Genomic DNA, 23,374 nt, shown 5'->3' with positions numbered 1-23,374 from the left:
ACGAGGGAGTTTGCTCCGTTTTAGAACGCTTGTTCAACTTCCGAAATTTCAGGGATCATTTCTCTTAAACGCCGTTCAAGACCCATTTTTAGGGTCATGGTAGAGCTTGGACAAGAGCCACAAGCTCCCTGAAGCCTTAGTTTGACGATGGGGCCATCAATTTCGACGAGTTCAACATTGCCACCGTCTGCATTCAAGTAGGGACGCATTTCGTCTAATACTGTTTCAACGTTTTCTGGAGTTAAGGTCATTGTCTCTGCCATAATTTACCTCTGCTGCTCAGGGTGCTAGTTACTCTATCCTACCTTGAAGTTTACAACTTTTCACAAGTAATAAGTGTTAAGTAAGGTTATCATTGACAAACCATTGATGATTAGTTGACACAGAATTAATGCTCAAAAACATCTTTATAATACATTAAATCTAAGGCGACAAATACGGGAATACAATCAAAACATTGTTGAGCTAATTCCCATCTTTCTTCTCTTTGTAACATAGTAATTAATTGCTCTCGCAGTTGGATTAAATAGCGCACATCATTGGCAGCATAACTTAATTGAGCATCGGATAAATTATTAGCATTGCCCCAATCAGAACTTTGAGAACTTTTGTCTAATTCAACCCCTTGTAATTCCTGGACTAAGGATTTTAAACCATGAGATCCGGTGTAGGTTCGGCCCAATTTACTGGCAATTTTAGTACAAAAAATTGGCTGAGTTTCTATGTTAAAACTATACTTAAATTGGGCAACATCAAAGCGAGCATAATGAAAAATCTTAACAATATTTTTCGCTTCCATTAATTGCTTTAAATTGGGGGCTTCCGTTTGTCCTCGTTCAATACGAATGGCGGTAACAAAACCACTGGGGTCACATAACTGTACTAAACAGAGACGATCTCTTTGGGGAACTAATCCCATAGTTTCTGTATCAATGGCCAGGGCATCAGCTTCTAAATAACGGGCTAAGGTTTCAGCAGAAAGATCGTAATTACAGACTTGAAAATTGTTAGATTCTGTCATCAGATTATCGTTGTAATAAAAATAACTGGGTGAAATAATATTCCCCATCGGCATTTTTGGCAATACCTACTCCGGTTAAATTAAACTTTCCTTCCATGTTTTTACGATGGCCAGGACTGTCAATCCAACCTTTAACGGCAACGGCAGCTAAATCAGGATATCCTTTAATATAAGCTAAATTCTCAGCAAAGGTTTGATAGGGAATTGTTTTCCCCACAGTTTTGGCCCGTCCATCAAACCCATCATGACTGAAAGTGGCTGTTTTATTGGCCATATTTTGGCTGTGTTGTCGGGCCACATAACTAATTTCTGCGTTCATTTGTAAGGGGGGTAAATTTTTAGATAACCGATATTGATTGACTCGACGGTTAATTTCTGCTTCTAAAGCAATCAATAATTCACTATCTTGACCAGATTTTTCTAAGACAAGATCTCGATTTTTCCAAGGTTCTAAAGGATCGGTAAATGGAACAGAATCTTTGATTGAGGAAGGATTTTCTTGAATAAAAATTTGGGTAAAATAATATTTTCCTGCTGTATTTTTAGCGACTCCAATTCCTGTTTCATCATATTTTCCTAGAATATTTTGACGACTTTCAGGATTACTTAACCATTGTTTAATAGTAGATTTTACCGGATCGGAATTATCTTGCTGAATGGCTAAATTTTCAACACCTTTTTGATGGGGGGTACTAAAATTAATAATTTTTAGTCTTTCTTCTAGTCGCTCATGGCCAACAGGAATGAGGCCAGAGGCCATTCTTTCACTATGAATTCTAGCTTGTTGGGTAATTTGAGAATTAAGCTTTAATGGGGGTAAATTTTGAGCAAGACGATATTGATTAATTTCTCGATAGGTGATTTCTTCAATTCCCTCAAGAAAGCTGGGATCGGTTAAACTAGATTGTGGGAGAGGTTGGGGTGTTTGTGATCTGGGAGTCTGCTCAAAGGAAATGGGTTCGATGGGTTGACATCCGATCAAACTAATGATTAGCAGGGGAAAGGTGAGAAAAAACCGAGATAAACTGTATTTCATGGGTGCATTAGAACCGTAAGATAGCGAGATTTTTGATAAGTGTTAATAATAGTTTATGGATAGTTTACCTTTAGTTGGGATGAAAGCGATCGCACCGACCACTCTTACTTACCCCATTGTAGAAACTTTTCACTCGATTCAAGGCGAAGGCACTTGGATGGGTGTAAGTGCCTTTTTTATTCGTTTGGCCGGATGTGATGTTTATTGTCCCTGGTGTGATCAAAAAGAGTCATGGACGAGTAAATTATCTCCTCAACAGTCGATTAAGGTGTTAGGAGAAGCAGCAAAACAAGCTAATCCCACCATTGTCATTATTACAGGAGGAGAACCCTTAATGCACGATTTATGGCCCTTAACTAAGGAGTTACAGAGTTTGGGGTTAAGGGTACATTTAGAAACCTCTGGGGCCCATGCTTTTAGTGGGCAGTTTGACTGGGTAACGTTTTCACCAAAACCGTTTAAAGTTCCCCATGAAAGTGTTTATTCTCATGTGAATGAATTAAAAGTTGTTATTGCTAATCAAAAAGATTTAATTTGGGCAGAAGAACAAGCTAAAAAGTTACATCCTGAAGCGATTAAATATCTACAACCAGAGTGGAATAGTCCTCAAAGTCAGCCTTTGATTTTTGATTATATTTTAGATCATCCTGACTGGCGAATGAGTTTACAAATGCACAAGTTTTTAGGGGTTAGATAAAATTGGGTAAAACTGAGATCTTGCACCTGAACCAAAAATCCGATTTTTTGCCTAAATTTCAACGAAATAATCAGGGTTTGACGGTTTAAAAATCGGATTTTTTTAGCTTTTCCGTGCTGGTGCAAGATCTGAGTAAGATCTCAGCTACAGTTAAAGAAGCAAAAATTTATCCGTTGTTACCTTGACATCTTCAGCGAATTTTGTGGGAATAGAAAGATTGATGACCCCCTTTGACATTGTTGTCGTCGGGTCAGGGGCGGCCGGACTTTATGCGGCCTTATGCTTACCGAAACAGTATCGAGTGGGACTAATTACCAAAGATACCCTAAAAACCGGAGCTAGTGATTGGGCCCAAGGGGGAATTGCTGCGGCGATCGCCCCCGATGATTCTCCGACCTTCCATTTAGAGGATACCCTAAAAGCTGGAGCCGGCCTCTGTGATAGTTCTGCGGTTCAATTTTTGGTAGATCATGCTGCTACCGCCATTAAATCCCTAGTAGAGATGGGAGTGGCCTTTGATCGTCAAGGGGAACAATTAGCCATGACTCTAGAAGCGGCCCATTCTCATCCTCGTGTTCTTCACGCTGCCGATACCACAGGAAGGGCCATTGTTAGTACCCTCACGGCCAAAGTGATCGAACGTCCCAATATAGAAATTATCCCACAAGCGATCGCCCTTCAATTATGGCTTGATTCCACCACAAAACGCTGTCAGGGGCTAAGTATTCTCTATGACCACCAAATCTATTGGATTCAAGCTGCCGCCGTTATTTTAGCCACAGGAGGCGGCGGCCAAGTTTATGCCCAAACCACTAACCCCTTAGTTAGTACGGGGGACGGGGTGGCCTTAGCTTGGCGGGCCGGGGCGATAGTTCGAGATTTAGAGTTTTTTCAGTTTCATCCTACGGCGTTAACGAAACCTGGGGCCCCCCATTTTTTAATTAGTGAAGCGGTACGGGGAGAAGGGGCCCATCTGATCGATGCTCAAGGGAAAAGGTTTGCCTTTGATTATCACCCATCAGGAGAATTAGCACCTAGGGATGTGGTCAGTAGGGCAATTTTTAGTCATTTGCACAAATACGCCCCAGATCCGGCCCATGACCCAGTTTATCTGGATTTGCGACCGATTGAAGCCGCTAAAATTCGCCGTCGCTTTCCCAATATTATTCGCGTCTGTCAAAAATGGGGCATTGATGTTTTCAAAGAACCCATTCCTGTCGCCCCTGCAGCCCATTATTGGATGGGTGGGGTTAAGGTAGATTTGGATAACTGTACCTCTATTCCTGGACTTTATGCCATTGGGGAAACGGCAAGTACAGGGGTACATGGGGCTAATCGTTTGGCGAGTAATTCTTTGTTAGAATGTTTGGTGTTTGCGGCCCAATTAGCTAACCTTGAGGTTAATCCTTTGTCTCCTAAAAAGCAGGTTTCTGTTACTGTGATTGAAGATCTTCAAGGGTGGGAAACGGACATTGAATTAATTCGGCAAATTCGTCAAGCTTTGCCTACCCTAATGTGGAAAAGTGCGGGAATTTCTCGCACTCAAGGAGTGTTAGAATCGGCTCTAGAACAGGTTAAACAGTGGCGAACTCAAGTTACTGGCTTGACCATGAGTAATTATATTCTGAGGTTATCTCCTGCTCAATGGGTGAGGTTTGAATTACCAATTGCACAGACGTATTTGCGGATTTGCGCCGAAACTCTTAATTTATTAGATATTGCCTACTTAATGCTTAATAGTGCCTTATTCCGCACTGAAAGCAGGGGCGGCCATTATCGTTTAGATTATCCTCAGTCTTCTTCTCAATGGGAACAACATACCCTGATTTCTGGCGATCGCTGGGGGACAACTCCAGTGGCTTAACCTCTGTTGACAAGGCTTTGACCTTTTCATTCAATCATACAAAAATTTTCTTGACATCCGCACTCAGGGTTGGCCAAGCAAGGAAACTTAATGACTGCTATGATGGCAAAAAAAGGAAGATGAGTTAAATTTGAGTCAGCTTCTATCTTTAAATAAGGATTAAGGACAGATGAGTTAAACCAATGTATTATGTTAAAAATGGACAGACCTCAAAAAACTTGGACAAATCTGGCTAAACTAAATTGAGTTGAGTCAAAAAGTTTCAAATCATAACATAAGAACAAGAATTAAAGGTTAAATTAAGAAAACTGAGCCAAAACATTTTAAATTGTCTATATGATTAACTATCGTTTATCCCTATTAGTAATTATCTGTCTCACTGCTTTGGGTTGGGCCCCCGATAGTAACGCTAGGGTATTTTTATTAAATCAGAGCGCAACCGAGAGAAAGGTTGAAACCGTCGCCCAAGCTCCCGCAACTGAAGCATCTAAACCTTCTCAGTATAATCCTTTGATGCAAGCAGGGTATCAAGCGACAAGAGAGAAGAATTATCAAAAAGCAAAAGAACAATTCACGAAAGCTCTGCAAGCTCGTCCCAATGATATTTATGCTCAGCAAGCTCTGCAAAATGTTGAATTTTATCTTGCTAAACAAGCTAACCCCCTCAGTAATTTAACCACTAATTGGATTTGGTTATTATTAGGTTTAGTTATTATTACTGGTGGTTTTGGTCTAGTGTTTTGGTTATTTTTTCGTCGTCCTTCTACCTATCCTAAAGAGAAATTTGAAGATGAATTATTGACCTCTCAAAAAGACGAAGAATATCTTGAGCCAGTTTTGAAAGCCCCGGAACAATCATCAATTAAAGAACCGATAATCTCCAATCAAGAAGACGAAGAATATTTTGAGCCAGTTTTAAAAGACCAGGAAAAATCATCAATTAAAGAACCGATAATCTCCAATAACAATGGACTTAAACCAATAATTTTATCAGAGTCTTCGGCGGATGAAGGCCAATTAAAAATTCAAGCAACAAGCCGTATTTCTAGTCTAGATGCCGTTGAAATATTAATCGATTATTTACAAGAAACTGATCCTAAAAAACGCCGTAAAGCTATCTGGGGATTAGCCCAAAAAGCTGATTCTAGGGCGATGAAACCTCTCGTAGATTTGATGATTGATACGGACTCTCAAGAACGAAGTTTGATTTTAGAAGCTTTATCTCAAATTAGTGCAAGAACTCTGAGACCAATGAATCAAGCTTTATCGATTTCTTTACAAGATAAAAATCCCCAAGTTCGTAAAAATGCCATCCGAGATTTAACCAGAATTTATGAATTAATGTCCCAAATTAGTCAACTGCTTTGTCATGCGATCGACGATAAAGATCGAGAGGTTCAAGATACGGCAAAATGGGCTATTAACCAATTAAATACCCAAATGACTCCTCGTTTAGATATGCTAACTCGTGATCTGAAACCAGAGGTAACTGTGGAACAATCCTATTCAGATTCTATCGAAGAAATATAACATAACTTAATCAAAAACAAAGCCGATTAAACTTATGGTATCCATTGATAAATTGTGATAGTCATAAGGGAACAAAGCACCTTAAAAATACTTCTATAAATAATAAACAAGGCTTAATTTTAAGGCAAAAACAACCTCACAGACTATGTTCAATAAAATCCGTCGCTATTTTGCTACCCTTCCTGTAACTTTGGTGATGTGGCAAGTTTTGACCCCTTTAACCCTCGCAACTCCTCCCCGTAACCCTGACGAAACGGTAGAATGTGAATTGTTGGTTGTGGGTGGAGGACTGGCCGGAACTGCCGCTGCTTATGAAGGGTTATTAGCAGGAAAAACAGTCTGTTTGACGGAAATAACTGACTGGGTGGGGGGACAAATTTCCGCCCAAGGAACCTCTGCATTGGATGAACGCCCAACCCAGCGATCGCAGTTAATTTATCCACGGGGTTATTTAGAATTAAGAAAACGCATTGAACAACATTACGGGGAACTTAACCCAGGAGACTGTTGGGTTAGTGATTCTTGTTTTTTGCCTGGGGATGGTGATAAAATCCTCCAGGAAATGTTAACTGAGGCAGCTAAAAAAGGCAGAGGAACTTTAAAATGGTTTCCTTCAACAGTAATTAAAGATTTAACCATTGAAAAGAACCCAAATGGGGGAACAGGAAAGCAAATTATGAGTGCGATCGCAATTCAGCATACTCCTGCTGAAAATGCCCCCAAATTAAACACTTATCCCCTTTCTCAAACTATTGAAGATTCCTATAAATACGAAGATTCAGAACAATTTAAAAAGACTATTATTAAGTTTATTCCTAAACCCCATGATAAACAAACTCCGGCTGATTGGTATGTAATTGAAGCAACAGAAACGGGAGAAATTATTGCCTTAGCTGATGTACCTTATCGCTTAGGAATTGATCCCCGTTCCTATTTAGAACCCTCTGCTTCCAGTACAAAAAATGACCCCTATTGTACCCAAGGGTTTACCTATACTTTTGCCATGGAAACCACGGAAGAACCCCAAAAACATGAATTACCAGATTTTTACTTACAATATTCTCCTTATTATAGTTATGAATTAAAACGGTTAGCTGACTTCGATTTAGTCCATACTTATCGTCGTATTTGGAGTCCCGAACAAGGGGAAACAAAGACCTTTGGGGGGATCACTTTTACCGTTCCCACTCCTGGGGATATTTCCATGCAAAACTGGACATGGGGGAATGATTATCGTCCAGGAACTTCTCAAGATAATCTTATTTATACCCGTGAACAATTACAAAAAATAGGGCAACTTAATCCTGGAAACTGGATGGGAGGTTTGCGGACAGAAACCTTACGGAAAGGGGAAGAAAACGCGATTGGATATTTTTATTGGTTGGTGGAAGGAACTACAGATTCTCAGTTAGGAGAAGGGGTCAAAACACCAAACCCAAATAATCGTTATTTGACCGGTTTAGAGTCTCCCATGGGAACAGTTCACGGGTTATCAAAATACCCCTATATGCGCGAAGCAAGGCGCATTATTGGCCGAGAATCTTTTATTTATGAAAATGGATTTATGGTGAATGAAATTGATATTTCTCGCCGTAACTATCAAGATGATTATTATAAAAAGACCCTTTCTCCTGATACTTATCGTCAACTTCATGGTACTTTAGCAGGGTTAGAAGGGTTTAAAATTCTTAGTGGTGAAGCATCTCCTGAACAGGTGACAAGACGTAAAAGATCAACTATTTATCCTGACTCGGTGGGTATTGGTCATTATGCTATTGATTTTCATCCCTGTATGACTGAATATCCCGCAGAAAAACCAGGGAATACGGAACGAGAAGGGGAAAGAATGGGTCAAGGTCAAGCTTATCCTTTCCAAGTCCCTTTAAGGTCAATGTTACCCCAAAATATTGATAATTTAATTGTTACTGGCAAGAGTATTGCTGTTAGTCATATTGCTGCTGCTGCTTATCGGGTACACTCGTTTGAATGGTCATCTGGGGCCGCTGCGGGTACTGCTGCTGCATTTGCTATTGATGAACAAATTTTACCTTATCAATTAGTGGAAGAACCTATATTTCGGTCGAAAAAGTTACAGGAATTACGGCAAAGATTAGATGCTAATAATAATCCGACGACTTTTCCTAATACTTCAATTTTTAATGAAACTTGGGATGAATGGAAGTAATGTGTAGGGTGGGTTAGGTAGCGATATGCTATGTCGCTTAATCGGTTAATTGATTATTCACCGTAACCCACAACAAAAATCCTAATTAATTCCATTTTCTACGCCAAAATAGTAACGTTTCCAACCAATTATTTAAGGATTTATTTTCTTGAAATTTTTTATCTTGCCAATTTTCAGAGATCTGAAATAAGATTTCTGAGATAGTGGTATAGGAGGGAAATAATTGAGAAAATTGCTGAATTTTGATGTTATTTTTAATCGCTAAAGCAATTATATTTATTAATTCATCACTATTATTTCCTATAATATGCCCTCCTAACATTATACCATTACGACGGGTAATTATTTTACAAAATCCAGTGGTTTCATCTAATATTTGTGCTTTAGCTAAGGTCTTATAATTTTGTTTAATGACAATAATATCATCCCCATAACTCTGTCTTGCTTGAGTTTCGGTTAATCCAACTCTTGATAAAATAGGTTGAGTAAAAATATGCCAAGGCAGAGGATGATAATTAACTTGAAAAATAGGAGAAAAAATAGCATTTTTTACAGCAATATTTGCTTCGTATTTGGCAAGATTGGATAATGAATATCCTCCTATTATACTCCCACAAGCATAGATTTGTGGGTTAGTTGTTTGTAATTTATCATTGACAATAATTTGATGGGGTTGTACTTGAACTTTTACCCCGTCTAAATTTAATCCTTGAATATTAGGACTTGGTTTGGTTATGAAAATAATTTCATCAGTTTCCAGGGCTTCATTTCCTGCTTGAAGCCATTTTTTATTTTCAATTTTTCTCACTTGACTAATGGGACAATTAACCAATAATTTTATGCCTTCCGCTTCTAATTGTGCTTGAATAAGTTGTATAGCGTCAGCATCTTCTTGAGGTAAAATACTGCTATCTTCAACGACTAAAGTAACTTTTTTTCCTATCTGGTTTAAACTTTGTGCAAGTTCAATACCTATCGGGGTTTGTGAAACAATAATTAGATCATTAAGAAGCTTTTCTAAGTCTAATGTTTCAAGAGTTAAATATCCTACCTCTGATAATCCTTGAATCTTAGGAATACTAGAAATAGAACCCATTGCTAATAAATAATTACGCGATCGTAAGGTTCTATTTTTAATCACAAACCCCAATTGAGGAAGACGACAAAACTCTCCTGACTCCATAATAATATCTATTCCCGCAGCCGCTAAAATAGCAGGGGAATAGTATTCTTTGATGTCTTGTTTAACTTGGGTTGTCCAAGTTTTAATTTGGTAAGAATTTAAGTGGGTAACAAAATCATTATTTAGTTCCCATTGGGTTAAATTTTGCCAGTTTTTGTCAAAACAAGTTAAGTAATTAAAGGTAAAACGATCAATTTCCGTATAAGTATTAGTTTCTGTTTTCCCTAATACTAAAGCAACTCGCGCTTTTAGTTTAACGGCTTTTAGTGCAGCATAAGACGCTTCTAAGGTGTCACCAATAATTACGAGATCATAATCTAAACTCATTGATTGATGGATGATGAAAGGTTACACTTTTATCATAACATATTGAAAATTTGTAGGGACAAGGCATCAATAAGATATTGAAGATAATTATAAGAGATAAAATGCCTTTTCCACACCTATTTATATCTCTCCAGTTTTAACTACTGGGTTGATTCTCGAATAAATACTTGAACTATCCCTTGCTTTTTCCAGTCTCCTGACCAATATTCTTGATAAACAAAATTTTCATTAGACATCTCCAGAAATTAACTTCAAACCCTTGTAGCATCGGGGTCAAATTTGGGCTTTTGGAGATGTCTATTGACAATCGTTTTATTAGGATTATTTTTGTTTCTATTGACAGAGATAATAGCGCATGGTTTAACGCTTTTATTGGAAAATTGATTATCTTATAAACCTGTTATAAAAATCCCCAAGAAAAATAAAAACATCTTCAAGAAATTCTGGCGATTCAAATTAACTGCTAGAATCCCCAAAGCAAACAAACATCCGTAAGGAAGAACATAGAATAAAATCTGATTGATAGAAATATCGTAAATAGACATGAGTAACTGTCGAATAAATGAGCTAATACCGGAAGTTTGAAGTATATTAAGTAAAGTCCGATAACCAAGAAAAGCATATAAAAGCTGATATCCAGAGTAAACCCCGACAATAACCAGAAATAAAAGAATATCTCCGGTAGCAATAGACGCACCTTGATTCATTTGATAAGCACGACCTTTTTGAGTACAAAAAACAACCTTAACTCCCATATTTTGAGCAATGAGAATAGTTTGATCTTGACTTCCCCCATCAGCCAAAATTATCTCTATACCAGAGCTATGTTTGAGTCGGAGTAGGTTTTGTTTAATAACTTTTTCTTCATTTAAAACGGGGATAATAATGCTGATTGTTTCCATAAAATCTAGAACCATAGGTCAGAAATAAGGTCATAATAACCAGCTTGTTCAGAAGGATAGTCTCCTGCTTCAATTTTTTTAATGATGTTAGGTAAAGCTTTGATAAATTCTGGACTCCGATCTTTAGGATGTAAAGTCCAGGCTTTAGGATTCATCAAAGTTCCTCTAAAATACTTAGTTTGCTCTAACTTCTTAGATACCATAATTTCCCAAGAATCTAATTTTCCCTTACCCGTAATCTGATTAAGAAAAGTTTTTAGGGATAGGGGAACTTCATTCATAAACTGCTGCCGATAGGAACGCCAAATAATTGGTAAAGGCAGTAAATCATCGAAGTGTTTACAGTTAATTAAATACACTCGACTTCCAAAAAACTTAGATTTGTAAAATTTGTCCGATTCTCTTTCGTAGGGACTGCTTTGGTAAATTGTGCCATCTTCCGTTGGTGGCCCTGTTAACGGTCTGACAAACATCATCTCAGGAAACTGCTGCATTAGCTCAACACCATCTGTAATCCAATCATAATCTGGTTTTTGGTGCAGTAGCATATCACTGTCGAAGTGAAGCATATAGTCGCTTTTGCATTCCTCAATCTTAAAAATCGACCCTAAGATCGGATACCCTTTATAGTTGTGGGTGCAGCGAATCGAGCTACCAAAGTGCTTGCGGTAAACTCGTTGGCGATAATTTGGATCATAATTAATATCGACAATCCTATCGACAATATTAGCCTTGAGTAGCTGTTGAGTGCAGTCTAGAAGTTCTTGCATAGTACCGATTCCAGGGCGGCCCACTTTATCCCCAGTCAAGGGCGCGGTATCAATGACCAAAACCTTCTCCTCAAAAGGAAAATGGTTCATTCTCACTAAGTGAGGAATGGTGTGCATCATAAAGGAAACATCTGTGCGGGCTACGAAAATCCACAGGGAACAGCTTGGAAGTGCCATCTAGATTGCCTCTTGTTGTTGAAATATTTGTTTTAAAACAGATTAGATTATACTAGAAAGTCGAGGAACTTTATCTAAAATTTAAGCCCAATGACATCTCAAGTAGAACAAATGCGTCAATATTTTAGAGAGCTTAAAAATAATCTAGCTGATAATTACTATCAATTTCGGATTGATACTGATCAGAATCCCTATCAAATACGTTTTCGGAAAAAGCCTTTTCGCATCTTGTTCATCTTGAGTCACATGAGATCTGGATCTTCTTTATTGACTCATTTACTCAATTCTAATCCTGAAATTATTGGCTATGGAGAAACCCATATTAACTATGCTTCGGAGTTAGATTTTAAAACATTAATATTTAAGGTTTACAGGACTATGAAAGACTATCAAATGAACCATAAATATGTATTAGATAAAGTTTTACATAACCATAAATTTTTAGCAGATGATTTTTTAGTTTCTGATCAGGTCTATAGTCTATTTCTAATTAGAGAACCCCAAAGAACCCTAGCAAGTATTTTGGAAATAAAACCTCACTTAAATGAAGAAAAAGCTCTAACTTACTATCAAGAACGCTTAGAGATACTAGAAAGTTATGCCAAATTAATTAACAATAAAAAACGAAGCTTTTTTATCACTTATGAGCAACTGATCAATCAGAGTGACTTGGTTTTAAATAGCTTAAAATTTTTTTTGGAGACCCAAGACAGTTTTTCAGAACAATATGAAACATTAAAAACAACTGGTATGAGAGGTATTGGGGATTCGTCAGAAAATATTAAAGCTGGTCATATCATTAGAAATCGAAAACAATCAGATATAAAAATTTCTAGTGAATTAGTTGAAAAAGCGACTTATTCCTTTAGACAATGCTTTACCACACTATCTACCCATTGCAGCACCATTGAAACTCTGGGAGAATTTTAACTACTGAGTTGATCTGCCCTTCTGTCCTCTGCCTCCTGCCTCCTTAACCTATCTTGAATATCTATGGGATGAGCTTAGGAAGAGCTTGCTTTTTCAAGCTTGTAAAGCTTATTATTAACAACTGATTTTCTTTTAAATTGTTTGTCTTGATCAATAAATCCCAAAAATTCTTGGTTTGGATAAATGATGAATATATCACTAAATTGTGCAGCGTCGGTTGAAAGATTTATGCTTTTGTCCCATTGTGATCTGTTTTGTTGGCTAAATAATCTGAATTTAACTTTGGGTTCCGCCATGTGACTTAATGCCAGAATAAAACTAGGTGTGGTAGCACTCATAACTAAAGGACGATCAGATTGATTAATTGGAAGAACCAATTGAATATTTTGAGAACTAGCAGTTCCTTTTTGGTCATCTATTCCCCAATCTTGATCCTGGGCAATAAAAATACCAGATATAATTCCCAAGCACACAATTACCAGAAATATAATTTGCCACAGTTGTCGTTGCCAAACTTTTAATGATAAGTTACTAATTTGATGGGCAATTAGATAAGAAACAGATAACTCAATTCCCAAAAAACAGGGAAGATAATATCTATATTGCAAAGCACGAATTGAAGCACCAAAACTATCAGGTATCACCAGAAACAATGTATTTGAAATAACTAAAAGCAAGACAAATGACCATGTTTTAACTGAAGTAGAACGACAAATAAAATAAATAGAAAATGCAATCAAACCTAATATTAAGTAGCTTAAAATCGAGTTTTCTAACTTTGTTTTATTATGAAAATCAACAAAAATATTAGTAATGTTTTCCAGAAATCGAGAGCTTATAACTTTAAAATTGGTGTGGCTTAGGCTGTAGTATGTAGTATTTTTTTTGATCGTGTCTAAATTAGTCACTATGACATAAATCCAAGGACTAAAAAGAAGTAATGAGCCAACAGAAGATAACAAATAGGCAATTGTTCTACGACTTAATCGCAATTTCTCAGTTGTCAAAACATAAAGTCCATGACTTAAGGCAACGGTACAAAAATAAAGATGGGTGTAAAATCCCATTGCTGAAAAAACAGCGTACCTCAACCAACAGGCTGTTTTATTTAACCTTAAAGCATTAATCAGAGCAGCACTTGATAATGTTATTGTTACTGTCCAGAGACTATATTGAGTAGTATTTTGAGCAGCTAGAATATGAAAAGGGGAAACTGCTGTTAAGCACATAGCTACCCAACCTACTACAGGTGATTCAAATAATTCTAGACATAACCAGTAAATACTAGGAAAGACTATTATACTAAATAAAATAGAAATATATCTTGCTGCGATTGGTATATTAATAATTTGCATCCAAAAGCGAGTCAATAAAGGATATAAAGGAGGATGTTCGGGATTACTTACTAAGGCATTAACCGCATCAGATAGATTTTTTTGAGGGGTTGGCTTTTGATAGCTTTGCAATTCTTCAACACTGGTAATCTTTCCATCAAACACTTCCTCAATTAACTGCTGATTTGTCGAACCAGAAAGTCTCATGATACTCCTAACTTCGTCAGCACTGTAAACTTTTGAATCGAGATTCACAAACCGTAAAACAATACCAATTAATAAGACAACAATCACTAAAAATTTCCAAGATTTAGATATTAACATATGGATTAATCCTCAATAAATAGGGGAGATAACATAACTTTAAAAATGTAACTATATCTCTGTCATTGTCTTAGCTATCGGTTGCATGAGATTGCTCAAATCCTACTATCTCAGCTAGGGTATATAGAGGCCTACCTTTGACTTCCTCATACACTCTACCGATATATTCCCCTAGAATGCCTAGACAAATCAGTTGAACTGAGCCTAAAAAGAAAATAGCAATCATAATGGTAGCTAATCCTGTTACGGGGGAATTCGTTTGAATCAATCGCCAGTATAAGACCAAAAATGCCATGAATAGAGCTAAAATAGCGGATAATAACCCTAAGTAGGTGGAAATTCTCAAGGGAACTCTGGAAAATGAAATTAAGCTATTAAGAGCCAAAGAAAATGATTTACGAAAGGTGTATTTAACAGTGCCAGCATATCGAGGTTCTCGTTCAAATAGAACAGCAGTTTGCCGAAATCCAATCCATGCTCTTAATCCTCGAATATAGCGATTTCTTTCGGGCATAACATTGAGGATATCAACGACTTTTCGATCCATCAAACAAAAATCTCCCGTGTCGGCGGGAATTGTCACATCTGCTAATAACTGAAGCAAACGATAAAAAGCATAGGCAGTAAATCGTTTAAACCAGCCTTCCTGCTTTCGCTTAATCCGTTGAGCATAGACCACCTCGTACCCCTGTTTCCATTTATCAATCATTTCTGGAATTAACTCTGGCGGATCTTGTAAATCTGCGTCTAAAACAATAATTGCTTCTCCTCTGGCAAAATTAAGACCCGCAGTTACCGCCGTCTGGTGTCCAAAATTACGAGCAAAGCTGAGGTAACATATTCTAGAATCTTCTTGATGGAGTTGTCTAATGAGTTCTAGGGAACGATCTTTACTCCCATCATTGATTAAAATTAACTCCACCTGACCATTAAGGTCATTCATAATTTGGCTGACTCGATGATAAAGTTCAGAAATGGTTTCTTGTTCGTTATAAATCGGAATAATTAGAGAATATTTAGGCGAATGGGGCAGTTTAGCCGATAGGTTTTTCATAATTTCAACAATATGAGTAATGCCACAATAAAGGTTACAAATGTTCCTATTGACTTAATTTGTAGCTTACTCAAAGGTAGCTTCTTCTCCAACCCTAAATATCCTAAAGCAACATAGCTCAATAAAGCAACTACTACAGCAGCAGCTATTCTCAATATACGACCCCGATAAACCTCAAAGATCAGACTGCCCCAAGTTATTAAATCATAATTATCATTAGTATTGATGGGAATAGCAATCGTCTCCCAAGTATTGCCACCATCGGTGGATTTATAGACTCCTGTGCGGGTTCCCCCAAAGCCAAAAAGGGTATTATCCTCAGCATAAGACGGCGAAAACTGTATGGCTTTCCCCGCAGCAGGAACGTCATTCATTCTTGCCAAAGTAATCATATTATCTCCAATCTTCCCAAAGGTTTGGCCGCCATCAACAGTTTTGAAAAGTCCTTTTCCTCTTATACTTAGTATAAAAGTTTGGTCATTTTGATAGTTTGGGGAAATGGCTAAACCTTCAACATATCCATCATCTCCATAGTCTGTTTTTGTCAACTTAACCCAGGTTTTTCCTGCATCTTTTGTTATGTAAACCCCTTGACCTGTTCCAGCTATTACCGTGCGATCATTTTGATAATTTGGTGATATGGCCAACTTCACATAAGGGCGATCTTCTAAGGGCGTATTTTCAGTTGTAGTTTGCCAGGTCTTACCCCCATCTGTCGTCTTATAAATTCCTTTAGTCCCCGAAGCATAGAGGGTTTGGTCAGCCGCAAAATTAGGCGATATCACTATAGCTAAAGATTCGTTAATCTTACGACTCTCAATGGCTGACATAATAGAAAAGTTTTGACCACCATCTGTTGAGCGCATGATTAAACCATACATGGTAGCGACATAAACAGTGCTATCTTTGGCAAAATTAGGGGAAGGAACAATAGTAAAGCCTCGAAGTGCTTGACCTTTTGCCCCAGGAAGACCAACAATTTGCCAATTATCACCTCGATTAGTAGATCTTAAAAAGTTATCCCAAAGAACAGTGGCAAAAATATTCCCATCAGATTCATAGTTAGGAGAAAAGGCCATATCAAAAAAGCGGCGAGGATCTTGTCCCTGAAAGTCGAATTTTCCGGTGAAGCGAGGGGGTTCTAACCCTTTATTAATGGTTTTCCAAGTCTTTCCCCCATCCTCGCTAAGATAAGCATTGCCCACATAGGTTACAACCCCTAGGGTACCGTCATTTTTATAGTTAGGAGAGATCCCTAAGCTGACAACTGTCCCTGCTGACAAGGTTTCTAGTTTTTGCCAATTTTCACCCCTATTCTGGGATTTAAACAAGCCATTGAAACCGCCGACAAACATCACCCCATCTTGGCTGAAGAAAGGGGAAATTCCTAACTTATAAAAATGAGGAACTTTGAAGTCGTCAGCTTGATGATCTTTGGTTAAACCTTGACTGATTTTTGTCCAAGTTTTTCCTTCATCCTCAGATTGAAATACTCCTGTATCTTTGGTAGAGACGAAAATCTTTGGGTTATTATTCTCACCAGATTTTATCACAATATCTCTAATGTTTTTATCTAAATTTTCTTGACTTATATTAACCGAAGATTTACCAAGATCAACGCTCTTAAAAATACCTTTATCAGTTCCAATCAGAATCATTTTATCTGTGGAAAAATTGGGTGAAATTGCCACAGCATTTATGGGGCTATTATCTTGAATTTTTCCCATAAGCTGCCAATTTTTTCCCTTGTCTGAGGACAAGTGTAAATTGCCTTTACTATCTCCTAAGATAATTTGACTATCGTTATTTGGCAAAAAAGCCATAGCAGTAATTTGGGTTTTGCTATCGATAACAGATGTCCAACTTTTACCCCCGTCGTCTGTTTTGTATAGCCCTCCCTCAGTTCCCTCTGCTAAAACTAAGTCAGGATCATTGGGTGAAATAGCCACTGACTCAATTTTGAGTGTCTCTAATCCTTGATTAACTTTTTCCCAAGATGTTCCTCCATCTTGAGACTTATACATTCCATCACCATAGGAAGATAAAAATAGGATATCTGGTTCTACCGAACCTGTCATGTAAAACTATTAAAAATAACATCCTGGAAGCCTGATTTTGCAAGTATTTTAGTTTTTAATAGTTTGCTTTTTAGTAAATTCCTTGCCAAGTCAGGCTGAGTTAGGGTTTGAACGATTTTTACCACACTAAGTTCGGTAGAACCGGATATCTTTACTTTGAGCAAACATATCTAGTCCCGATAGATCTGTTCGACTATCTATTCCGTTGGTGATTCTTTGCCAACTCTCTCCCCCATCAACTGACTTAAAAAGATTACTTCTCACGATAATCCAGAGAGTGTTATCTTGATCATAAGTTGGGGATAATTCTATTTGGTTTACTACATCGTGGGGTCTATGGGACATGGCCGGCTGGATTACCACTGCCAAAATAATTACACTTAAAACAATTAATAATATAACTTTTCTTAAGTTAACTAACAGCTTACTCATATTGCTTCTCAATTTGACTGGGTGGGCATACAAAATTAATTTCTATGATTTGTTAAACATGGGGGAGTGATCCAACAGTTGACAACATTGTAACACTGCCTGACGCACGACTGTTTCTTTTTCTGTGGTTAACATTAAGCGGAAATACTCCCAAAGTTGCTGAGTATGACTGGGACTTAACTGCTGTTTTTCCAACATATTACCAAGATTTCGCACCGCAATTAATCGTTTTAAGGTATCAGCATCCGTTAGGGCAGATATCCATTGATAATATTGATTTTCCTGGGTTTTTATTTGAACATGAAAAATTTGCCAAGCCAATAATCCTAGGGTTGATAGGGTTCCTAAACCTTGTAAAATTAACCCAGTGGCTAACCAGTGATTTTCAGCCTCAACCCAAAGGGAAATAGCGATATAGCTACCCATAACTGCTAAAACGCCACTTCCTACGGCGACAGCTAACTTACCCTGAGAACTTTTGAGAAACTCCCGCCCATAATGCCAACGACGTTGCCAGTTCCATCCTTGCATTTGATAGACAAGTACCATTAAGCCAAGGCCAGTGGTAGTGGCTAAAACCAGTTTCCCGTTCCAGGCCAGCATTAAAGTTGCACCCGTTGACCCCAATAACCAACGACCGATTTTGTACAGTCTTTTTTGGGTAAGAACATTGATGACTCCTGATTTGAGGCGAGTCAGAGAGGAGTCTGAAAATAAGTGAGGGAGTTGTTTCGACCGGAATGAAACCTGCATTACCGATTGTGCCTAATGAACGTATGCTAATGTTTACTATATCGCTATTCTGTAGAATTACCGACAAGATATTACAAAGCTTTGACATAGGGCTTTATATAATTGAGAAAGCGATCGCATAACACAGACTTTAACATGGACATAATTTTATGCCATCAAACGGCTGATTTCGACGTATTAGGGGCTGCTGTTGGACTATCTTGCCTAAAAGTTGGTAGTCGCATTGTTTTGACGGGTGGGGCCCATCCTGCGGTTAGGGATTTTTTGGCTTTACATCGAGATGAAATTGCCTTAATCGAATTAAGAAGTGTGAATGAGAAGAAAATTCGTAGTTTAATTGTGGTTGATAATCAACAAATTGATCGCTTAGGAAAGGCGGCAGAATGGTTTAAGTTACCTCAGATTAATACTATCGAATTATACGATCATCATCTTAATACAATTTCTGATATTCCGACCACTTTTAAACAATTGGAAGCTGTTGGGGCCACAACTACTCTAATTGTGGAAAAGATGCAGCAAGAAAACGTCTATCCTAACCCCATTCAAGCGACTATCATGGCTTTAGGAATTCATGTGGATACGGGGTCTTTAACCTTTCCTCAATCGACTTCACGGGATGCGAAAGCGTTGGCATGGTTGATGGAAATGGGAGCAAATCTTAAGACTATTGCTGAATATTGTGATCCTGGTTTTTCCCTACAATTGCAACAGTTATTTACAGAATCTTTAGACAAATTACAAACTAAAACTGTTAGAGGTTATCAGGTTGCTTGGGTTTTACTTTCTACAGAAAATTTTGTATCTGGATTATCTAATTTAGCAGAAAGATTAATCGAGTTAACAGAAAGTGATGCTTTATTATTTGCCCATTCTTATCATAAACGACACAATGATAAACCCTATCCTGACGGGCGTTTAACTGTAATTGGACGGACAAAAATTGAAGGAACAAACCTCAGTCAATTATTTACAGTTTATGGAGGAGGAGGCCATAGTCAAGCTGCTTCTTTAATATTACGAGATGTGGAACCAGAAGAAACTTTAAATCAATTAGTCACAGAATTTATTGCCCAAATTCCTCAGCCCTTAACTGCTAGAGATTTAATGTCTTCTCCTGTGAGAACAATTCGTCCTGAAACAACTATAGAACAAGCCCAAAGAGTGTTATTTCGCTATGGTCATTCTGGGTTGTCTGTGGTGGATGAAAATGATTGTTTAGTTGGCATTATTTCCCGTCGAGATTTAGATTTAGCTCTACATCATGGGTTTAGTCATGCTCCCGTAAAGGGATATATGAGCAGACAGTTAAAAACCATAAATTCTGAGACTTTATTACCTGATATAGAGTCAATCATGGTAACTTATGATGTGGGAAGATTGCCTGTTATTGACGATAATAAATTAGTAGGAATTGTCACTAGAACAGATTTATTAAGACAGATTCATCAAGAGAGAAAAGACGTTAAAGATGAAAATGGTCATCGAGTTCCTACTGTTTCTTGTTTATTACCTTCGATCCGCGATCGCTTAGCTCCTCCTATTTGGAAATTGTTGCAAAAAATAGCAAAATTAGCTCAAGAAAAAGGTTGGCATTTATACATTGTGGGTGGGGCAGTTCGAGACTTATTACTGACAAAAAAAACCGATAAAATTCTCTTACAGGATATTGATTTAGTGGTAGATGGGTTTCATCGTGCTGCTGATGTTGGGGCCGGTGTTGAATTAGCTTCAACTCTGCAAAAAAAGTTTCCAAATGCACGTTTGTCAGTGCATGGAGAGTTTCAGACTGCTGCTTTATTATGGCACAAAGATCCAGAATTTGGGTCACTATGGATAGATATTGCAACATCGAGAACAGAATTTTATCCTTACCCTGCGGCTAACCCAGAAGTTGAAGCGAGTTCTATCCGTCAAGACTTATATAGACGAGACTTTACTATTAATGCTTTAGCAGTAAGATTAACGTCCCCAAGGGAAGGAGAATTATTAGATTTCTTTGGGGGAATTTTAGACTTGCGAGCGCGTGAAATTCGGGTACTTCATGCTAATAGTTTCATTGAAGATCCTACCAGAATTTATCGAGCAGTGCGCTTTGCTGTGCGTTTAAAGTTTGAAATTGAACCCCAAACAGAGGCTTATATTCGTTATGCTATAGAAAGCGGGGTTTATGAAAGGTTACGCATTGAAAATCATGTCGCCCCGGCTTTAACGACGCGATTAAAAGCGGAACTAAAATACATTTTAGCAGCAAATTATTGGAAACCAGCTTTAAAATTATTGGCTGATTTAGATGCTTTACGCTGTTTACATTCTCAAATTAGTTTAAATGAGGAAATATTGTGGCAAATTCGTTATGCTTCCCGTTGGTTAAAATATCTTGATCCTGATAATAATTTAGGACATTGGTTAATTCGTTTAGAAGTGTTGATTTCTCACATAAATTCAGGTGAAAGAAATAAAATAGCGGATAATCTTCAATTGCCAAAAGATAGTCTTGAAAGATTAAAATACATATCACAAAACAAAATAGAAGTCAATAAAATATTACAAAATTGTCACAAATTAAGTGAAAAAGTTAATCTATTAAATGCCTATAAATTACCCGATTTAATTATTATTGCTGTTCAGTCTAACAAAAATATTCGCCGCATTATTTGGCAATATTTAACCAAATGGTCACATATTTATGCACCATTAGATGGGAATGATTTGAAAGCAATGGGATATAAACCAGGGCCAAAGTATAAAGCAGTTTTAAGTCAATTACTCAATAAAACCTTAGATGGAGAAATTCATACCAAAGAAGAAGCAGAATTAGTTGTTAGGGAAATGATGAATAATGAAACATGATTAACTAATTTATCATTGTCAATTATTAGTTTTAAGCATTTATTTAATCTTATAAATATAAAATAACGATGTTTCGTCAAATAATTGATAATCTTTCCCAGAAAAATTCATCTTTTCAGACAAAGGATCTCTCTTATTTAGGGTATAATCTCCTAATGCTTCATATTTGGAATACAATAAGTAATAACCAGGCTCACAATTAGCTATAAATTTCAAACTTCCTTTGTTCACATATCGATCAATATATTCCTGGTTTCGGATATTTCTATAACTTTCTTTGTGGTGGCAAACCGTTGCTTGAGCAGGAATTTTTTCCAGTGCCTGACTAATATCAGATGTATTGGGAACTCTCGGAATGCCACCTCTACTACTGATGTAATTATAGAAATACTTAGTATTGATTAAAATTGATACTGTGATACAAGCGATAATTAAAATTATTAAATATTTTTCAAGAGGACGAGATATATCTAGATAAGCTAAGCTACAAATAGCTAGAAAAATAGGAGCCAGATAAATTAAAATTTTGTAAAATACAGGATTATAAGTGTTTTCTAAATTGGTTGAAGAATAGGCTAAGCAAAAGATTACCCACGTTACTCCTAAGAGACGAAAAATTGTCCAGTTACCTCTAAATTTATAAATTCCAACCACCAAAATTATTCCCAAAAAAATCAATGAGATTATCAAATTTTTCCAAGAATTGCCCGGAAAGTATACTTCCTGGCCTAAATCAAAATAGCTATGGAGAATAGCATTAAACCTCTGAAACAAAGAAACACTATGGCCTTCTTTTGTGCTAGAGTCAAAGACTAGAGATAAAATTCTTTGAGTATTTATCCAGTTTCGTCCCAATTCTCCTATCCAATAAGGGGTTAAAGTAAGTAAAGCTGTTAAGATTGCTAAGCCAGGTAAAATCCATCTTTTTGCCTTTTTGGGATCTTTAGCAATATAAACAATAATACTAATGATAAAGACCACTGGCATAACAAATAAACTAGAAAAGTGCAAATTAGTAATAATAGCTATGACTAATCCATAGGCAAGCCAACACAAAACTTCAAGATAGAGTGGGAGTCTTGCTTCTAGTTGATAAGTATACAGTAATGTAAAACAAAGTAGAAAAAAAGGAACTGAGACAGGATTACCACCTAAGCTATCTCCTGTACTAAGAACAATATTTCTGAAAAGAAAAATATACCAAAATCCAGCTAAAGCTGACAAAAAAAATCGTTTATTATGACCAACGCCTTCAAGTAATTTATAGATAGTTAAAGCGAGTATAGGGATAGACAAAAAAGTAAATAAAGCATTAGGAATTGCCTGAGCCGATAAATCATGGGTTATTATGGTAGCAGGAAACACCAAATAATAGTAAAGCGGCGGTAAATAGACATCTCCAACCAAACCAGACCAAGCTGCTGGGCCTGGCCCTAAGGTTGGCCATTGGCCTTCCCAGATTCCCATCACTCGATAAGCATCGTTAATTTGATCGCCACTATAATTGGTGAACTTTAGTGTAACAAAAGTCAGAATAAACAATCCAAAACTTAAAGAAATGATAATGAGTAGGAGGGAAATTATCCTAATATTTTTTATCATATACAAATCATTACTCTGTCTAGTTTGTGCTTTCTGAATAATACTATACCGCCGCACTTAATGCAAAAGTAAGCGGCAAGAAGTTTTCAGCTTACTTTTGCCAATAATAAACTCTACATAATTATTTTTAACTGGGGTGCTAGGATTCGAACCTAGGAAATGGCTGGACCAAAACCAGCTGCCTTACCACTTGGCTACACCCCAACGATGTCGCCTTTGTAATAATAACAGAACCTATCCCTAGTTTGTCAAGCATTTTTGAGAAAAAATTTTCTGACCAATAATACTTTGAGCGCAGACAAGACAACTGGTAGGGGTTTAA

At 37.1% G+C, this 23,374-nt stretch carries 18 protein-coding genes and 1 tRNA gene; 6 read left to right on the top strand and 13 right to left on the bottom strand.

Annotation, left to right across the window (positions count from 1 at the left end):
* Positions 1-20 precede the first annotated feature (20 nt).
* The 3 genes from VB691_RS09850 to VB691_RS09840 all read right to left on the bottom strand — a co-directional run bounded on the left by VB691_RS09850 (position 21) and on the right by VB691_RS09840 (position 2,057).
* Positions 21-263 carry a NifU family protein gene (locus VB691_RS09850; RefSeq protein ID WP_323291315.1) on the bottom strand — a complete coding sequence of 81 codons (243 nt, stop codon included), beginning with the start codon at positions 261-263 and terminating at the stop codon, positions 21-23.
* Between the two features lie 125 nt (positions 264-388).
* Positions 389-1,021, bottom strand: a complete 633-nt coding sequence (locus tag VB691_RS09845; protein WP_323291314.1) for a ribonuclease D — start codon at positions 1,019-1,021, stop codon at positions 389-391.
* A gap of 4 nt (positions 1,022-1,025) precedes the next feature.
* Positions 1,026-2,057 carry a CAP domain-containing protein gene (locus VB691_RS09840; RefSeq protein WP_323291313.1) on the bottom strand — a complete coding sequence of 344 codons (1,032 nt, stop codon included), beginning with the start codon at positions 2,055-2,057 and terminating at the stop codon, positions 1,026-1,028.
* Between the two features lie 79 nt (positions 2,058-2,136).
* Here VB691_RS09840 and VB691_RS09835 point away from each other — a divergent pair, with 79 nt between their 5' ends.
* From VB691_RS09835 to VB691_RS09820, 4 genes are all read left to right on the top strand, one after another.
* Positions 2,137-2,754 (top strand): 7-carboxy-7-deazaguanine synthase QueE, encoded by a 618-nt coding sequence (locus tag VB691_RS09835; protein ID WP_323291477.1) that lies wholly within the window; start codon positions 2,137-2,139, stop codon positions 2,752-2,754.
* Positions 2,755-2,974: 220 nt separating this feature from the next.
* Positions 2,975-4,618, top strand: a complete 1,644-nt coding sequence (gene nadB / locus VB691_RS09830; RefSeq protein WP_323291312.1) for an L-aspartate oxidase — start codon at positions 2,975-2,977, stop codon at positions 4,616-4,618.
* Positions 4,619-4,954: 336 nt separating this feature from the next.
* Complete coding sequence (locus tag VB691_RS09825; RefSeq protein WP_323291311.1) at positions 4,955-6,148, top strand: HEAT repeat domain-containing protein; 1,194 nt, start codon at positions 4,955-4,957, stop codon at positions 6,146-6,148.
* Between the two features lie 145 nt (positions 6,149-6,293).
* Positions 6,294-8,333 carry an FAD-dependent oxidoreductase gene (locus VB691_RS09820; protein ID WP_323291310.1) on the top strand — a complete coding sequence of 680 codons (2,040 nt, stop codon included), beginning with the start codon at positions 6,294-6,296 and terminating at the stop codon, positions 8,331-8,333.
* Between the two features lie 85 nt (positions 8,334-8,418).
* Here the strand turns inward: VB691_RS09820 and VB691_RS09815 are convergent, their stop codons facing one another.
* From VB691_RS09815 to VB691_RS09805, 3 genes are all read right to left on the bottom strand, one after another.
* On the bottom strand, positions 8,419-9,843 hold the full coding sequence (locus VB691_RS09815) for an NAD(P)/FAD-dependent oxidoreductase (protein WP_323291309.1): 1,425 nt from the start codon (positions 9,841-9,843) through the stop codon (positions 8,419-8,421).
* Positions 9,844-10,232: 389 nt separating this feature from the next.
* Positions 10,233-10,745, bottom strand: a complete 513-nt coding sequence (locus VB691_RS09810; RefSeq protein WP_323291308.1) for a glycosyltransferase — start codon at positions 10,743-10,745, stop codon at positions 10,233-10,235.
* Positions 10,746-10,750: 5 nt separating this feature from the next.
* Positions 10,751-11,692 (bottom strand): hypothetical protein, encoded by a 942-nt coding sequence (locus tag VB691_RS09805; protein ID WP_323291307.1) that lies wholly within the window; start codon positions 11,690-11,692, stop codon positions 10,751-10,753.
* A gap of 111 nt (positions 11,693-11,803) precedes the next feature.
* Here VB691_RS09805 and VB691_RS09800 point away from each other — a divergent pair, with 111 nt between their 5' ends.
* Positions 11,804-12,622 (top strand): sulfotransferase family protein, encoded by an 819-nt coding sequence (locus tag VB691_RS09800; RefSeq protein ID WP_323291306.1) that lies wholly within the window; start codon positions 11,804-11,806, stop codon positions 12,620-12,622.
* A 74-nt stretch (positions 12,623-12,696) separates the two neighbouring features.
* On the opposite strand, the gene VB691_RS09795 is transcribed toward VB691_RS09800, so the two are convergent.
* The 5 genes from VB691_RS09795 to VB691_RS09775 all read right to left on the bottom strand — a co-directional run bounded on the left by VB691_RS09795 (position 12,697) and on the right by VB691_RS09775 (position 18,597).
* A complete protein-coding gene (locus tag VB691_RS09795) occupies positions 12,697-14,280 on the bottom strand; it encodes a glycosyltransferase family 39 protein (RefSeq protein ID WP_323291305.1) in 1,584 nt (527 codons plus the stop codon).
* 70 nt (positions 14,281-14,350) lie between these two features.
* A complete protein-coding gene (locus VB691_RS09790) occupies positions 14,351-15,334 on the bottom strand; it encodes a glycosyltransferase family 2 protein (RefSeq protein ID WP_323291304.1) in 984 nt (327 codons plus the stop codon).
* Positions 15,331-17,412, bottom strand: coding sequence for a WD40/YVTN/BNR-like repeat-containing protein (locus tag VB691_RS09785; protein ID WP_323291303.1), 2,082 nt, complete (start codon positions 17,410-17,412; stop codon positions 15,331-15,333). Before VB691_RS09785 ends, VB691_RS09790 begins: the two co-directional genes overlap by 4 nt.
* A 126-nt stretch (positions 17,413-17,538) precedes the next feature.
* Entirely contained in the window at positions 17,539-17,844 is a 306-nt protein-coding gene (locus VB691_RS09780; protein WP_323291302.1) for a hypothetical protein, read from the bottom strand.
* 42 nt (positions 17,845-17,886) lie between these two features.
* Positions 17,887-18,597 (bottom strand): hypothetical protein, encoded by a 711-nt coding sequence (locus VB691_RS09775; protein ID WP_323291301.1) that lies wholly within the window; start codon positions 18,595-18,597, stop codon positions 17,887-17,889.
* A gap of 135 nt (positions 18,598-18,732) precedes the next feature.
* Here VB691_RS09775 and VB691_RS09770 point away from each other — a divergent pair, with 135 nt between their 5' ends.
* Positions 18,733-21,450, top strand: coding sequence for a CBS domain-containing protein (locus tag VB691_RS09770; RefSeq protein ID WP_323291300.1), 2,718 nt, complete (start codon positions 18,733-18,735; stop codon positions 21,448-21,450).
* A 39-nt stretch (positions 21,451-21,489) separates the two neighbouring features.
* Here the strand turns inward: VB691_RS09770 and VB691_RS09765 are convergent, their stop codons facing one another.
* Together VB691_RS09765 and VB691_RS09760 are read right to left on the bottom strand one after the other, a co-directional pair.
* Complete coding sequence (locus tag VB691_RS09765) at positions 21,490-22,992, bottom strand: hypothetical protein (protein ID WP_323291299.1); 1,503 nt, start codon at positions 22,990-22,992, stop codon at positions 21,490-21,492.
* Positions 22,993-23,183: 191 nt separating this feature from the next.
* Positions 23,184-23,256: transfer RNA gene (locus tag VB691_RS09760), tRNA-Gln, on the bottom strand.
* Positions 23,257-23,374: the final 118 nt, after the last annotated feature.

It is taken from the genome of Crocosphaera sp. XPORK-15E (assembly GCF_034931425.1).
GTDB lineage: Bacteria > Cyanobacteriota > Cyanobacteriia > Cyanobacteriales > Microcystaceae > UHCC-0190.
This window is presented reverse-complemented; position numbering and strand designations above follow the sequence as displayed.

What these genes read in the sequence shown, in the direction of transcription:
- nadB (WP_323291312.1), top strand. Translation starts at nt 2,975, where the DNA reads ATGACCCCCTTTGACATTGTTGTCGTCGGGTCAGGGGCGGCCGGACTT.
- VB691_RS09810 (WP_323291308.1), bottom strand. Translation starts at nt 10,745, where the DNA reads ATGGAAACAATCAGCATTATTATCCCCGTTTTAAATGAAGAAAAAGTT.
- VB691_RS09835 (WP_323291477.1), top strand. Translation starts at nt 2,137, where the DNA reads ATGAAAGCGATCGCACCGACCACTCTTACTTACCCCATTGTAGAAACT.
- VB691_RS09805 (WP_323291307.1), bottom strand. Translation starts at nt 11,692, where the DNA reads ATGGCACTTCCAAGCTGTTCCCTGTGGATTTTCGTAGCCCGCACAGAT.
- VB691_RS09800 (WP_323291306.1), top strand. Translation starts at nt 11,804, where the DNA reads ATGCGTCAATATTTTAGAGAGCTTAAAAATAATCTAGCTGATAATTAC.
- VB691_RS09790 (WP_323291304.1), bottom strand. Translation starts at nt 15,334, where the DNA reads ATGAAAAACCTATCGGCTAAACTGCCCCATTCGCCTAAATATTCTCTA.
- VB691_RS09785 (WP_323291303.1), bottom strand. Translation starts at nt 17,412, where the DNA reads ATGACAGGTTCGGTAGAACCAGATATCCTATTTTTATCTTCCTATGGT.
- VB691_RS09825 (WP_323291311.1), top strand. Translation starts at nt 4,955, where the DNA reads ATGATTAACTATCGTTTATCCCTATTAGTAATTATCTGTCTCACTGCT.
- VB691_RS09770 (WP_323291300.1), top strand. Translation starts at nt 18,733, where the DNA reads ATGGACATAATTTTATGCCATCAAACGGCTGATTTCGACGTATTAGGG.
- VB691_RS09840 (WP_323291313.1), bottom strand. Translation starts at nt 2,057, where the DNA reads ATGAAATACAGTTTATCTCGGTTTTTTCTCACCTTTCCCCTGCTAATC.
- VB691_RS09780 (WP_323291302.1), bottom strand. Translation starts at nt 17,844, where the DNA reads ATGAGTAAGCTGTTAGTTAACTTAAGAAAAGTTATATTATTAATTGTT.
- VB691_RS09815 (WP_323291309.1), bottom strand. Translation starts at nt 9,843, where the DNA reads ATGAGTTTAGATTATGATCTCGTAATTATTGGTGACACCTTAGAAGCG.
- VB691_RS09820 (WP_323291310.1), top strand. Translation starts at nt 6,294, where the DNA reads ATGTTCAATAAAATCCGTCGCTATTTTGCTACCCTTCCTGTAACTTTG.
- VB691_RS09775 (WP_323291301.1), bottom strand. Translation starts at nt 18,597, where the DNA reads ATGCAGGTTTCATTCCGGTCGAAACAACTCCCTCACTTATTTTCAGAC.
- VB691_RS09845 (WP_323291314.1), bottom strand. Translation starts at nt 1,021, where the DNA reads ATGACAGAATCTAACAATTTTCAAGTCTGTAATTACGATCTTTCTGCT.
- VB691_RS09795 (WP_323291305.1), bottom strand. Translation starts at nt 14,280, where the DNA reads ATGTTAATATCTAAATCTTGGAAATTTTTAGTGATTGTTGTCTTATTA.
- VB691_RS09850 (WP_323291315.1), bottom strand. Translation starts at nt 263, where the DNA reads ATGGCAGAGACAATGACCTTAACTCCAGAAAACGTTGAAACAGTATTA.